The organism is Vibrio zhanjiangensis (genome assembly GCF_030161235.1).
In the GTDB taxonomy this organism is placed as follows: Bacteria; Pseudomonadota; Gammaproteobacteria; order Enterobacterales; family Vibrionaceae; genus Vibrio; species Vibrio zhanjiangensis.
Window position 1 is genome coordinate 26,612 of record NZ_BSPW01000096.1, and the last position, 13,528, is coordinate 40,139.

Consider the following 13,528-nt stretch of genomic DNA (forward strand, 5'->3'; position numbering starts at 1 on the left):
TTTTTTAAGGATAGTTGCGCTTGGAGGCCGCTGCCTTCACGCCAACAACAAACTTTGCGACAGAACCTTATCTTTTGCTGCAAGCACCAGAGCTTGGCATTAACAACAGTAGACAAAAAAATTGGGCCATCGGCCCAGAAACATCAAAGGATAGTGTACGTTATAGCAAGAATAAAACTTTATTTTTTGGCATTGTGGTTATCATTGACCACGGACATTTTCTGCCATTGGCCCTTTACTACCTTGACCGACGGTATACGCCACCTTTTCTCCATCATGAAGTGTTTTAAACCCAGTTCCGTCAATATTAGTGTGATGAACAAACAGATCTTGAGAGCCATCGTCCGGAGTAATAAAACCAAACCCTTTCGTCTCACTGAACCATTTTACCGTGCCTGTTAGCTGTTGTGTCATTATCAGTCCTTGTTCCTATTCCATACGATACAGCGACATGCTATGTGAATATGAATGCCGCTTAACAAAGATAACCCATTTCCTTCCAATGAAAAGAGTATGACGAAGATCGACTTTTGATTAGCTAAGAAAAAAAATATTTCAATGTCGGACAGGTCACAGGGATTGAATCAAAAAATAGTCGTCCTCATTCAATAAATAAGACATGAGCAACACTTTTATTTATTATTCCAAGCTGTTATATCGATATAATAAAATCGTATTTTAATCCCCCCTTGAATACGCAAAAAAAATTCATATACCTTTCTACAAGGTTAAGTCAGTTGTTTTGATTAACCTTATCATGTTCGTTGAACCATTAATGTTGCTTCATCAGGAGGATGTTATGAACTCAATTGATTTAACCCCGCTTTACCGTACTACGATTGGTTTTGATCGTATGGCTTCTCTGATTAACAGTGCGTTAAGCTCAGAGCCTATTCCCAATGGTTATCCCCCTTACAATATCGAAATGCGCAGTGATTGCGAATACAGCATCACCGTCGCAGTGGCCGGGTTTTCGCAAGATGATATCGATATTCAGGTAGAAAATGGACTCCTCACTATCAAAGGAGAAAGAGAGAACCTCAAAGATGAACAAAGCAAGCTTCTCTATCAAGGCATTGTTAATGGCTCATTTGAACGACGTTTTAATCTCGCTGAATATGTCGAAGTCACCTGTGCTGATATGGAGGATGGGCTACTGACTATACAGCTTAGAAAAGAAATACCTGAAGCCATGAAGCCTAAGCGCATCGAAATTAAGGGACAGGATAAGAAAGCCCTCGAGCATAAGGCGTAACTCTACCTGAGGCGCGCGACAGCGCGTCTCTCTGATGGATTGATTAAACAATGGATATTTTCAAGGAGAAGAAAATGATCACTTGTCCAACCTGCAACACCGAAATGACGTCGAGAAACGGCATCCATGTTTGTCCAAGGCATGAGATTGGGGATTGTGCCTTTGACGCGTACCGCGAGCATGAACATTGCTCCAGCCCTCAACATTTAACCACGCCATATCAAGTCGCACATAAGGAAGATATTGGGTAATAGGCGCAGACTATGAACGAATATGTATAATGGCTATATTCTTCATGCGAGAATCATGCGGCATGATTAAAACGACAGCGCACTATCGGTACTGCCACTGCTCCCAGAAACTGTATTTTCTTGGGTGTTTTTCTTTTAAGCAGGTCAAATACGCTTGATGAGTTAAATGACTTTTCCAATCTGTCACTGATTTAGAGAATGTCTCTGCTTGAGATAAATCATTGATGGCATAACGATAATATTTGGAGCGAGCACTATCTAGGATTTGATTGACCAGTAAGCGCCGCATGAGCACTGCCGATAAGGGCCTTTCGTTCTTACTTAGATACGTGGAAAGTTTGCGATAAAAGCTGTAGTCAGAAGAATTAGCCTCTTTCAATCGAGATAAAAATAAGGTTTCAATGGCGTCAATTTCGCCTATATCCTGAAAAAAAGCGATCCCTTTTTCGATAGGTTTAGCCTTCGCCGCCATTTGATACACTTTCTCTTGAGTTTTCAGAGTTTCGTTGCCTGATGTGAACGACAGGTAAGCCAAGTAATCTTTCGAGTCCATATACCTCTCAAAGCGTGCCCAAATCAGCGCTTTTTCTTTTTCTTTATCGCCCTCAAGTTGATAGGCTTCTTGGAGAAGCGTGTATTTATCCAATATCATCCTTGAAGTTTCTGGAATGCCTTCTAGCCACTCAATCGCCTTCTCCGACTGAAATTGATTATTCAGCCTCGAGGCTATCTTGCAGCGGCTCTGATCATCGATACCTGTCAATTGACACAAATCTATATATCGGTCGACATTCTTTTCTTTATCAGCAATTTTTTTATGTATTGACAGTTGCTTGGCATGATTTTGGAATATTTTCCACTCTACTTTTCCATCTCTTCGACTGAGTATGTCCTTTGAAGGCTCAGGTAACCGTTGTTTAAACTGTTCAATCACTTCAGGTGTTAAAGCGTGATTCAATTTGTCGATAATAGCATGTCGATTGCCATAATCATCACTAGAATAAATCTGGGAAATATAATCGACGATAGCGCTTGGGCTAAGTGAAGATAAAGGCAAGGCTTTATCCAAAACATCAAACAGTTGGTAATAAAACCCACCCAAGTCACCATGTGAATCATCCACACGTTCGAATAGTTTCCCATCCATTTCAATGAGCGATTGACACAATTTAACCGCTAAGCTAGGCGCTTGAGTAACCAGGTATTTTTCTGCCTTTTCTGAAATCGCATACAACCTGTCACAAAATGGCCCTGACTCTCGATAATCGATGAACTTCGTTCCTCGTTTAATGGCAGAGACCTCCTTGTTGAGTGCCTTGTACATAGCGTCAGGATCATGCATCGCCATGAGCGTGGTAACGACTTTCTTGCAATCTCGGTTTTCATTGTGAATTTCAACAAGCAAATCCACAAGGGCGTTTTTATCCAATTTTTGGAGTTTTTTGGTCAGAGTGGCAGACATACATCACCTTATCAAGGAAGGGGAAACGATATGTTTAATTCAAACACACGAAACGGTTGTGTTATAGTACCACCCTAAAAAGCACTGAAAAACTTCAAACAAGACGATAGCTCGCCATTTTCCTTTTGGTTCCGGTAAAGCTGTCTGACACGTCAATGCGTTTCATCTCAATGTTGAGGTGAGAATGACGTTTTTTAAGCTTCTCGATATTGCTGGCAATGCGCTTGCACTGTAAAAATAACACCCCATCCAAGGGCGTTAGGGTATCGCCCACTTCAAGGCATTTCAGCAGGTTACTTGAACTCAACGTCTGCGACCTTCCGTTCACTATCCTATGGGCAGTGTATTGGGCCTTATAGTTAAGTGTTTTGGGTATCATTTGCTCACTGCGTGAGTAGACGACCCCCGTCTTTTTGTTGTTTATCACCCGCTGCTCTTTGTAAACCGACGTTTCTTCTGCAATTTTCGCCATGGCTTGCGGTGCGCGCGAGATGAGCAAGCGAAGCTGCAGGTCATCGCTGGTGATGTAATCAACGAGATTAAATGCCAGTCGAGCTCTAGCCAGCTCACCATAACACTCACTGTTGACGATATTCATGACATTCTGCCACTGCTGGGTCAGTGAGCTAGATTCTTTGTCAACGTCTACTTGTAGGCGTTGAATATCGTAGTGAATATTCAATTTGCTCCATCCTTTTCTAGGTAGCGTGATGCTTGAGCTTGTTTGTGTTCGTTTTCGAGATCAGTGACGCTCAAGCCAAACGGTATTGGTTTTTGTTTGTAAACCTTGCCCACACCTATCATTATTACATGACTTTCAAAGCCTCAACAACACACTGTGTTACTCTTACCGCATTAAGTAGCCCGTTAGCATGGCTGACATCAGGCTAGGGTTTACCCTAGATTGATAATCAACTTATCGAACAAAAAAAGAACATCATTAAAGTGTATTTAATCAAACAGTTAAGTTAGGTGAATGGACGTTTTTTACCGCGTTTGTAGTTAGACCACTCGTATAAATCTCATTTCTAAAGTCGGTTATCAAACCTGCATACAATGCAAACGAGACAAAAACGAATATGTCGATAATTTCATTTGCGCCACCGACTTAGAGCCCTACATTGCCTGTACCTGCCAAATTCCATTTATCGACCGATAATCTTTAAGTAAGGTTCTGTTTAAAAATCCTTTCATCTCCTCCCGACTGCTCCAGCGAACCACTTTCTTTAAGTTCGGATCGTAATAGTACAGATATCCACTAGGGCTAAAAAAACCTTTCGCTTTTGTAGAGACAACAGCAATCGCATGAGAGCCACTATCCGCTCTCACCTGCACCACATAATAACGCGTTGTATCACTTAACTTGTCAAACTCAGCGCTCAATCCTATCAAGTTAATATTGTCAGTGGATCTCACTACCTTCATATTGCGAACTCTCATTAACATGATTTTCTTTGTTTTCTGAGAGGTTAAGGGGTTTGAGGTCCAATGGAACGAAAATGTACGATAAGATGATCAAGTTTTTGATTTATATACATTTAAGTGTTTTCACGAAACTCCCTTATGAAAATTATACATTAATGTAGATGTATAAAATCATGCTGATAATGCCGTTAGTCTTATTTGTCTTACATTCAAAGAAATCCAGTGAGTCATGAGCAGATCACAAATATTGGTTTATAGGCAAAATAACAATGGGAAAAGTCATTTGGATTATACATTTAGTCAATATTCATCCAAAACATCCTTTATAATACGGGCAGTACACACCATCACAACACGGCTTATAATGGAAGAAAATAAACCCGACCGCAAAGCAGAGCGAGATCATCATTACGACTTTGGTTACCCGTTTCCCCCAAGGCATTGTGACTGGTACTGGTCTGATGCTGATATGACGTACGACCAAGCGCTAACAGCCTTTCATGCTCAGACTGAACAAGAGCAACGCATGAAGCGCAATCCAGTCAATAGAAACCGACCTAAAAGGCCCGTGGACCCCAATTATCACGATGGCAAAAGCTACCCGTTTCCGCCTCGCTATTCGATGGCGTGGGAAAATAACGAATATGGCATCAGCTACGATGAAGCAGTGGCACTGTACGAACATGAAAAAGCGAAATGGGCCAATATAAGACTCACGACGCCTAACCCTCTGGTTTTGGTGACGCACAAAAACCCGCAAGGCTCACGCTTAGCGGTTCAAGCCATGAATGAAGAACTGGCAGCAAAGCAGAAAGCGGAGCAAGCCGCAGAGAGCTCAACGCCTGTAATTAATCCCAACAATGCCTACTGGCCGCCGTACAACTTTGTGGCCGAAGAGGGCAAAGAGCACATCAATGTGACCTACGAACAACCGATCAAAGATTACGCTTGGTTATCGGTCGAAGAGGCGGAAGAGTTCGCGCAAAACCTCTATGAAGACATGGGAGGCAAAGATACGGTAGGTAATATAAAAAATTATGGATTTGGCTTGGGTAAAGCTACCTACGACGCGCATTCGATTGCCAAAGGCTTGGGCGGCTTACACGTTCAGGCTTACACCAAAAGCATAAATGGGCAAGATTGGATCATCATCAAGAACTACCGCAAGCACCTCAAGACACTCGAACGCGGCCATATGTGGCAAGCGAACAACCCAAGGATTATTCAATTAGGACTTGGACTGAATGACTTAAAGGGGGCCACTCGATATGTGCGTTTTAACGTGGGGTTAGAAATCGCCGTGTCGGTTGGTATCAATGCGGTTGATTATGCTCTAAGAGATGAGGCAACTATGGCCGAATTTGTAGGCAACTCAGCAGGGGATATTGTTAAGGGAATGCTATCCCTCGTCGGGGGAGCACTTTTTACTGCTGTAGTAGTACCTACAACAGTTGGGGTTCTTGTTACATCGGTAGTATTCGCTTTGGCTTCTTTTGCTTTTGGGCATTTATTAAATGTAATAGATGAACAAAACGGCTATTCAAAATCGTTTACTCAGGAAGTCGCGGAGTTTTTTGAGTGAGCTATATCAGAGTATTATTCAGTTTATTGCTAGCCATTCTAGGAGGTTGGATTAGTAAGGGAAATATAGAAATTGCATTCTTATATAAACATCCAGTCATTGAGAGAAGTGGTATAGTTAACGTATTATCTGGTTATGGTTGTCTATCGATAGGTCTTTATTTGGCTTTGTTTTGGTTAAAGGATCAGTTTGGTTTTCCCCTCAACATCGGCAAAGCAAATAAAGTTATTGCAGGACTGATTGTCATCTCTCTTATATTAAGTGTCATGACGTTCTCTGCAATCAATCGCCAAATCGATGGATATGTAGAATGTAAAGATCAGCGAAAGCTATCAAGCCGTTATTCAAGCCGGACTTATGCCATTTCACAAGAGAGGTGCGAGTCTTTAGAGGTCAAATAAGATCATTACGTGGCACACTTATGTCATTTCTTTTAGAATCTTATAGACTGTAGATCTTGCGATCTTTAGCTGCTGGGAAATCTGTGTTGCCCCTATACCATTTTTATGTAAGGTCAGCACTTTTGCGCGATCGATAAAACGCTTTCTTCCAAATTTAACTCCTTTAAGTTTTGCTTCTACTCGGCCTTCGTTTGTTCGCTCAAGTATCCGTTGCCGTTCGGCTTAGGCAACAGCAGATAAAATTGTGACAACCATCTTACCCATCTCCCCTTCGGTACTGATCCCATCGTCCAAGAATTTAATAGCAACGCCAAGATCATCAAATAGTTTGATCAAACTAATCATATCCGCGGTGTCACGCCCTAATCGGTCTAGTTTTTTAACTAAAATGACATCCCCTTCTTCTACTTTCATCTGAAGTAACTCGAGTCCTTTTCTTTCATTGCTACTACCGGACGCTTTGTCGCTAAGAATTCTACTCGGTTTCACACCAGCACTTTTTAAGGCTTTAAGCTGGATATCGAGTGATTGTTGATTAGTCGATACACGTGCATACCCAAATAATCTCAAAATCGTCTCCTATATCGAATAGTAGACACTCCTTGTCTACTATCTCATTTTGTCGATTAAATAGACACTCATAAGTATCTGCTTTATGGTGTCTGATAAATTATAACATTTCGGACGGTTGCGAGATTGTTAAATTTTCAGTTTGTAGGAAAAGAGTATGCCCGTCGATTTTTTGACCGAAGAACAAAAACAAAACTATGGATGCTATGCTGCCGAGCCAAATGATGTTCAATTAGCTCGTTACTTCCATCTTGACGAGCGCGATCTAGCGTTTATCCAGCAACGTCGAGGAAAGCACAATCGTTTAGGGATAGCACTGCAACTGACCACAGTTCGTTTTCTTGGAACGTTCGTTACCGACTTAGAGCCGATTTACCTCAGTGTGAAACAGTTTGTCGCCAAACAAATTGGGGTCCGTCATCCGCAGGTGCTCATGCGTTATGCTCAGCGTCCCACCACTCACCGTGAACACACCTTTCTAATTAAAGAGCATTACGGTTATCGAGATTTTGGTAGTTTTCCTTGGTCTTTTCGTCTAAAGAGACAACTGTTCGCTCGTGCATGGCTGAGTAATGAACGTCCAGGCCTCATGTTTGATTTTGCTACTGCATGGCTACTTCAAAATAAGGTCTTGCTCCCAGGCGCCACAACATTAGCTCGCTTGATTAGTGAAGTTCGTGAGCGAGCACAGAAAAGACTCTGGAAGAAGTTGGCTGCACTTCCTAACCAATGGCAAAATACTCAGTTGCTGGCGTTGTTGGAAGTGCCTGAAGGTCAACGCTTATCACAACTTGAATTACTAAGAAAAGGACCAACCACCATTAGCGGCCCCTCCGTTCTGAGTGCACTCTCTCAATATTCGACTTTACGTAGTTTAGAGATCTCTGAACTGAATTTTACAGGTCTCCCCCTCATACAGCTGCGTAACTTGGCTCGCTATGCGGGGATGGTTTCGGTGAAATATATTTCTCGAATGCCAGAAGAGCGAAAACTTGCCGTACTGACGGCTTTCGTCAAAGCGCAAGAAATCATTGCTTTGGATGATGCCATTGATGTACTTGACCTATTGATCACTGACATTACACGTGAAGCTAAAAAAATCGGTCAAAAAAAGCGACTCAGGACATTAAAAGATCTTGACCGAGCGGCCCTATTGTTAGCTAGAGCTTGCTCTGTTTTACTTGATGAAAACACCGGTGACACAGAGTTGAGAACGTCAATATTTAAGCGAGTTTCAGAAGAGAATCTGCTTGAGTCTGTTGAAAAAATCAATGAGCTCGCTCGCCCCCAGAACAACCATTTTTATGACGAAATGGTTGAGCAATATGGGCGCGTCAAACGCTTTTTACCAACGGTTTTAGAGGAGCTTCATTTCTCAGCGGTTGCCGCTGGGGAAAGTACGCTGGAAAGCATTCATTACCTTGCTGAACTGAAAAAGACGAAAAGACGCTTTCTAGACGATGCGCCTGAGCACATCGTTAAGACATCATGGAAAAGGCTTGTATATGACGGGGATGGTCGCATCCAACGCGCAGGTTACTCTTTGTGTTTCTTAGAGCGTCTGCAAGATTCACTGCGTCGCCGAGATGTCTGGGTGACAAAGAGTGACCGTTGGGGTAATCCTAGAGAAAAGCTTTTAAATGGTGAAGCGTGGCAAGCTCAACGAGTGCCTGTTTGTCGAGCTCTTGGACACCCAACGAATGGTCATGAAGCGATGCAGCAGCTCGCACGACAATTGGATGATACATGGAGAGAAGTCGCTGACAGATTTGATGAAAATACCGAAGTGAGTATTTGTACCGATGGTAAGCACCCATCACTGACCATCTCGAATTTAGATAAACTTGAAGAGTCTCTGTCATTAAAAACTCTGAATCGCCGAGTAAAGCAGTTGATCCCGCCAGTAGACTTAAGGGAGTTATTACTCGAAGTTGATGCTTGGACAGGCTTTACTCAGGAATTTACCCATGTTAGGGAGTCCGAGGCGAGAGCGCAAGGGTTACACATCAGTGTATGTGCGGTGTTGATGGCTGAAGCTTGCAATATCGGTCTAGAACCATTGATCAAATCGAATGTACCCGCCCTAACTCGACACAGATTAAGTTGGGTTAAACAAAATTACTTTCGAGCAGAAACATTAACTAACGCCAATACTAGGTTAGTTGATTTCCATATAAAACAACCATTAACAAATTCTTGGGGTGACGGGAATGTTGCTTCTGCGGATGGAATGCGTTTAATCTCCTCAGCAAAAACAGTGAATGCAGGTCCGAATCGGAAATTCTTTGGTGCTGGACGTGGGATCACTTGGTACAACTTCATTTCAGATAAATATTCGGGGTTTCATGGGATCGTCGTGACAGGAACGTTACGAGACTCACTCTATGTATTGGAGGGAATACTGGAGCAGCAAACAGGGCTCAATCCCATTGAGATCATGACAGATACCGCCGGAGCGAGTGATATTATCTTTGGTTTATTCTGGTTGTTAGGATTCCAGTTCTCCCCTCGATTGGCGGATGCGGGAGAAGCGGTATTTTGGCGAGTAGATAAGTCTGCTGATTACGGGCCGCTAGATGATTTAGCTCGAAGTTGCACGGATCTTTCAAAAGCCGAAGAACAGTGGGATGAAATGATGCGAACCGCTGGCTCATTGAAGCTTGGCACTATTCGGGCATCCGAGTTGGTTCGCTCTTTGCTCAAGAGCAGTCGTCCATCAGGTTTAGCACAAGGCATCATGGACGTTGGAAGAGTGAACAAAACTTTGTACTTGCTTAATTATATAGACGATGAAGACTATCGTCGCAGGATTTTAACACAACTCAATAGAGGAGAAGGTCGGCACGCAGTCGCTAGAGCGGTTTGCTATGGTCAACGTGGAGAAATCAAAAAGCGCTATCGAGAGGGGCAAGAAGATCAGCTGGGCGCTTTAGGCATCGTGACCAATGCTATTGTGTTATGGAACACTCTCTATATGCAGGAAGCATTAGATTGGATGCGATCCAATAATGAAGAAATTATAGAAGAAGATATATCTCGGCTATCCCCATTAATATATAAACATATCAATATGTTGGGTCATTACACATTTACCTTGCCAGAAGACTTAGAGAAAGGAGAGTTAAGGCCTTTAAACCTTAATAATGGTTATAAATACTGAGTCGACGTGTGAAGCATAAATGATTTATAATCAATAACTTAACCCTCTAAGCGTACACTTTCGTTCCGTTGGACCTCAAACCCCGTTAAGGAATCAAGAGCGGGTGTTCTCGCCATAACTAATGCCATTGCTTCATGAGGATGGCTTTGCCCAAAATTTGTTTTCGTCAACAGCATTTGTATATTTTTCTGCGCCTTTAACTGCTCCATACACTCAAGTTGTGCTTGTTGCTGAAAATGAGATTGATAGAATGCATCGTTCTCGGTCGCTGCGTGAGCCGTGGCGCACCACAATTCGCCGTAATTTGTCCCCCGCATCATTTGGCCTAGCCATGCCGTTGTTAAAGATTTGCAAATATCCGGTTGATAACGATTTGCTTCATACAGTGTCATACTCATTATCGTCTTAGCCCTTTTGTGAATTCTGTCGATAAAGACCACCATGGGTTTACCCGTGGATGAATGTTCCAAAATTACGATCACCAGGCGAATTACTTTTGGTTAAAGCTTTAGCGTTGGTCTTCCCAAGGGGGTCTACATTAATTTCCTATGGGTTCTATTTTGTTCAATCAATATAAATATAGTTGAATAATAGTGTCTTTTCACAATGACCAGACCAGGCTAATTGTTGCTCTATAATTTGTCTATAATCGAGTGAGTATCAATGTTTTTTCCTTCAACTAACAAGGCATTGGCTGTCTCTGACCTTTGGTAAACCCTCTTTCTCTTGTCATGATGTTTGCTCGCTCGATGTTCGACATGATTTATATGTTTGTAATAACACAAACCAACTTAGAGCAAAAAGCAGACACAAAATAAGAAGCGTGACAACGTGACTCGAATGTCGGGAGCGAAATAGCTTGGGACAAGGCAAAAAAAGCCGCCTCGCAAACACGAAGCGGCCTAGCTTAAGCAATAATAATCTCAACAAAGTAAGAGTCTCGCAATGAGACACCTCCTTTATCTGAGAAGTATTCTATCAATTTACACATTGGCTATCTACCCTGCTATTGATAAGGCTAAGTAAAGTAAAACCTTTGTCCCAATCACAAAAAAACAAGGCGCGCTAACCCCGATAAATAGCCCCGCTATTTACCTTGGTCTTCAAATACACGGTTCATGGAGAGCGCTATTGTCTTTTACTTATCAAGCTCTGCAGCAATATCACGCAAGACAATGGCCCATTGCTTTCTAATGTCGCTTTTCAGTGCCGCATTATCAAAACACTGCTTGAGCGAGAACGACGACACGGGGATCTCCGGTGACAGGTTAATGCTGACATGGCCAGTTGCGATATTATCAATGACCAAAGTGGGCTTGATAGGCCAGGACAAGCCCTTGGGGTCGGTTTCATACTGCATAACTCACCTATCCGCTGATAGCGTTTATTATTAAAAGTATTAGGGTGACACTTTAATCATAGCGGGTTGGTGGGCATTGTTAATAGGTGGCAATCAATCTCTAACTATCTCTATGACAATCATGATTTTTTATTTACTCCCGTTAAAATCGCCCTTTCATTTTGAGCGTTTCGCTAGTCAGAATAACTATTTGACTGAATTCGTAGCCAAAACACCCCATCAGAGATGATAAGCACCTTAAATTACTGGTATCCTTGTGTTTATTTTATTGACAAAGATTCGTATGAGATATCAGTCTTCCCCTTATGCTCCCGAAGAAAGGCAAGAAACCACAAGAGAGCGCGCGGAGCGTCAACGCCAGGAGCGCAGAGCGGAACTAACCTACACAGCTAAGGATTATCAACGTTGGGCTGAAAACCGTGAACGGGTTATTGCTGAGCGTGCCGCTGCACAGCAGGCCTACGATCTTACTAAAAAGGAGTGGGATAAGGAGTTACAAGAGCAAGCGAAAGAATATCAGTGGGATACATCTCAACAAACCAATGTCAGCATTGCTGTTATGACAGTTGAAGAAGCGAACGAGTACTTAGATTTACTCATGAAAGACACTCACGGAGAACTTTCTACAGGCAAAGACTATACAGGCGTAAGCATGGGATTAAAAGGTGCCTATGAAGTTGCTAAAGAGCTTGGCGGATGGGGAGCAACCGCTAAAGCGGTCGATATCAATGGAGTGACGAATATTGTGGTTGAGAATTACAAACCTCGATATTTGGATCTCGGTATTCGCTGGCAGGAAGCGACACCTCAAATGCTTAAAATCGGTTACGCACTGAATACAGTCAAGGGCAATATTAATTTCTTGAAAGGCAACATCTATGTAGAGCTTGTTTTCAGTGGTGCAGTTAATGCTGTGGATTACATACTGCATGATGAAAAAACTTTGGGGGAAGTTGTCGGTCAATATTCCGCTGACGTGGCCAAGGGAGTTGTTGCTGGCATTGCTGCACAAGGGTTTACTCTAGTTATTGGTGGGATAGCTGCGTTTGCTTTTGGCGCAACACTACCCGTGGCTATCGGTTTAAGTGTTTTTGCTGTATCTGCCTTTGTCATTGGTGGGTACGTTTCGGATATTGATGATCATTATGAATACACAAAGCCATTAAAAGAAAAAATAAAGGAGCTGATTGATGAAAGTTAGTCGGTTTAAAGCTCTTCTTTTCATGCTGGCTTGTAGCCCAATGATTTGGATTTCTTGGGAACAATCTACAAGGATTATTAATAACGTCAATCATCTAAGTGACGTGATAAAAGTTAGCGGTGCTGTCAATGATGCGTCATCTTTTGCTGGTCTCATGATATCCGTTATAGCGTTTACATTTTCAACGATACCTTTAATCACTGGAAAACAGGCGAAATGGGTTCCTAAAATAGTGTTCATCATTTTAGGCTTGCTAACTATGTTGTCGTTTATTACTGGCTGGGGTATGAATGTAGCGTTGAAAAAAGAAATTGCGAGTAGAGGCTATATAGAATGCACATCTAAACGAGAGCTGGCTTTGAAGTTTTCAAGTAGAACTTATGCTTTAGACCCTAAGTTGTGTGATTAAATTATCCCGCAATTCCTTTGCACACAAAACCTGCTAGCGCGTGCACATCCTGCGTATTAAGCGACAATTAGATTGACAGGTTGATCTGCTGGGCAAACTCTCTATTGGGAAGCTTCTGTTCATCAACGTGTCAGCAAGATATTGGCTGACGGATGCGTTATTTGACCGGATTAGGCGTATACTTACTCTTCTTTTTGCTCGTGTCTCTGCGATAGCATACGCCTGCTAAGTACAGTGATAACGATTCCTAAAAGGGTAGTACTTGTACCAACGATAAGAACAAACGGCCAAGAGAAATCTTTGTTTATATACCCTTGAACACCATAGGAGCAAAGTAACATACCAAAGAAAAAACATAGAAATCCTACTGAAGAAGTGAGTTTTCCCATGTGTGATTCCCCATGCGTCGAAGATACAAGACTATTAATGAAGTCAACTGTATTGAAAAGGTT

At 42.3% G+C, this 13,528-nt stretch carries 16 protein-coding genes; 6 read left to right on the top strand and 10 right to left on the bottom strand.

The window, feature by feature from the left end; all coding sequences use genetic code 11:
* Window positions 1–201 precede the first annotated feature (201 nt).
* Complete coding sequence (locus tag QQK21_RS20475) at window positions 202–414, bottom strand: cold-shock protein (RefSeq protein ID WP_284194023.1); 213 nt, start codon at window positions 412–414, stop codon at window positions 202–204.
* Between the two features lie 385 nt (window positions 415–799).
* Here QQK21_RS20475 and QQK21_RS20480 point away from each other — a divergent pair, with 385 nt between their 5' ends.
* Window positions 800–1,255 (top strand): Hsp20 family protein, encoded by a 456-nt coding sequence (locus QQK21_RS20480; RefSeq protein WP_284194024.1) that lies wholly within the window; start codon window positions 800–802, stop codon window positions 1,253–1,255.
* Window positions 1,256–1,257: 2 nt separating this feature from the next.
* On the opposite strand, the gene QQK21_RS20485 is transcribed toward QQK21_RS20480, so the two are convergent.
* From QQK21_RS20485 to QQK21_RS20500, 4 genes are all read right to left on the bottom strand, one after another.
* Window positions 1,258–1,437: a hypothetical protein gene (locus QQK21_RS20485; RefSeq protein WP_284194025.1), complete on the bottom strand. Its 180-nt coding sequence runs from the start codon at window positions 1,435–1,437 to the stop codon at window positions 1,258–1,260.
* Window positions 1,438–1,588: 151 nt separating this feature from the next.
* Window positions 1,589–2,968: a DUF6880 family protein gene (locus tag QQK21_RS20490; RefSeq protein ID WP_284194026.1), complete on the bottom strand. Its 1,380-nt coding sequence runs from the start codon at window positions 2,966–2,968 to the stop codon at window positions 1,589–1,591.
* 94 nt (window positions 2,969–3,062) lie between these two features.
* Window positions 3,063–3,650 carry a hypothetical protein gene (locus QQK21_RS20495; RefSeq protein WP_284194027.1) on the bottom strand — a complete coding sequence of 196 codons (588 nt, stop codon included), beginning with the start codon at window positions 3,648–3,650 and terminating at the stop codon, window positions 3,063–3,065.
* A 434-nt stretch (window positions 3,651–4,084) separates the two neighbouring features.
* A complete protein-coding gene (locus QQK21_RS20500; RefSeq protein ID WP_284194028.1) occupies window positions 4,085–4,393 on the bottom strand; it encodes a hypothetical protein in 309 nt (102 codons plus the stop codon).
* A 364-nt stretch (window positions 4,394–4,757) separates the two neighbouring features.
* Between QQK21_RS20500 and QQK21_RS20505 the strand changes: the two genes are divergently transcribed.
* Together QQK21_RS20505 and QQK21_RS20510 are read left to right on the top strand one after the other, a co-directional pair.
* Window positions 4,758–5,975 (top strand): hypothetical protein, encoded by a 1,218-nt coding sequence (locus tag QQK21_RS20505; RefSeq protein ID WP_284194029.1) that lies wholly within the window; start codon window positions 4,758–4,760, stop codon window positions 5,973–5,975.
* Window positions 5,972–6,376, top strand: a complete 405-nt coding sequence (locus QQK21_RS20510; protein ID WP_284194030.1) for a hypothetical protein — start codon at window positions 5,972–5,974, stop codon at window positions 6,374–6,376. Before QQK21_RS20505 ends, QQK21_RS20510 begins: the two co-directional genes overlap by 4 nt.
* A gap of 18 nt (window positions 6,377–6,394) precedes the next feature.
* On the opposite strand, the gene QQK21_RS22385 is transcribed toward QQK21_RS20510, so the two are convergent.
* Together QQK21_RS22385 and QQK21_RS22390 are read right to left on the bottom strand one after the other, a co-directional pair.
* Window positions 6,395–6,583 (bottom strand): helix-turn-helix domain-containing protein, encoded by a 189-nt coding sequence (locus QQK21_RS22385; RefSeq protein WP_431313151.1) that lies wholly within the window; start codon window positions 6,581–6,583, stop codon window positions 6,395–6,397.
* Between the two features lie 15 nt (window positions 6,584–6,598).
* A complete protein-coding gene (locus QQK21_RS22390) occupies window positions 6,599–6,946 on the bottom strand; it encodes a recombinase family protein (RefSeq protein ID WP_431313150.1) in 348 nt (115 codons plus the stop codon).
* A 157-nt stretch (window positions 6,947–7,103) separates the two neighbouring features.
* Between QQK21_RS22390 and QQK21_RS20520 the strand changes: the two genes are divergently transcribed.
* The gene (locus QQK21_RS20520; protein WP_284194031.1) at window positions 7,104–10,106 is read left to right on the top strand and encodes a Tn3 family transposase; all 3,003 of its coding nucleotides are present in this window, start codon (window positions 7,104–7,106) and stop codon (window positions 10,104–10,106) included.
* A 38-nt stretch (window positions 10,107–10,144) separates the two neighbouring features.
* On the opposite strand, the gene QQK21_RS20525 is transcribed toward QQK21_RS20520, so the two are convergent.
* Complete coding sequence (locus tag QQK21_RS20525) at window positions 10,145–10,576, bottom strand: hypothetical protein (RefSeq protein WP_284194032.1); 432 nt, start codon at window positions 10,574–10,576, stop codon at window positions 10,145–10,147.
* 668 nt (window positions 10,577–11,244) lie between these two features.
* On the bottom strand, window positions 11,245–11,466 hold the full coding sequence (locus QQK21_RS20530) for a hypothetical protein (protein WP_284194033.1): 222 nt from the start codon (window positions 11,464–11,466) through the stop codon (window positions 11,245–11,247).
* A gap of 283 nt (window positions 11,467–11,749) precedes the next feature.
* On the opposite strand from QQK21_RS20530, the gene QQK21_RS20535 reads away from it, so the two are divergent.
* Both QQK21_RS20535 and QQK21_RS20540 read left to right on the top strand, forming a co-directional pair.
* Window positions 11,750–12,667 (top strand): hypothetical protein, encoded by a 918-nt coding sequence (locus QQK21_RS20535; RefSeq protein WP_284194034.1) that lies wholly within the window; start codon window positions 11,750–11,752, stop codon window positions 12,665–12,667.
* On the top strand, window positions 12,657–13,076 hold the full coding sequence (locus QQK21_RS20540; protein WP_284194035.1) for a DUF1240 domain-containing protein: 420 nt from the start codon (window positions 12,657–12,659) through the stop codon (window positions 13,074–13,076). Before QQK21_RS20535 ends, QQK21_RS20540 begins: the two co-directional genes overlap by 11 nt.
* 182 nt (window positions 13,077–13,258) lie before the next feature.
* Here QQK21_RS20540 and QQK21_RS20545 read toward each other — a convergent pair whose 3' ends face one another.
* Window positions 13,259–13,465, bottom strand: coding sequence for a hypothetical protein (locus QQK21_RS20545; RefSeq protein ID WP_284194036.1), 207 nt, complete (start codon window positions 13,463–13,465; stop codon window positions 13,259–13,261).
* Window positions 13,466–13,528: the final 63 nt, after the last annotated feature.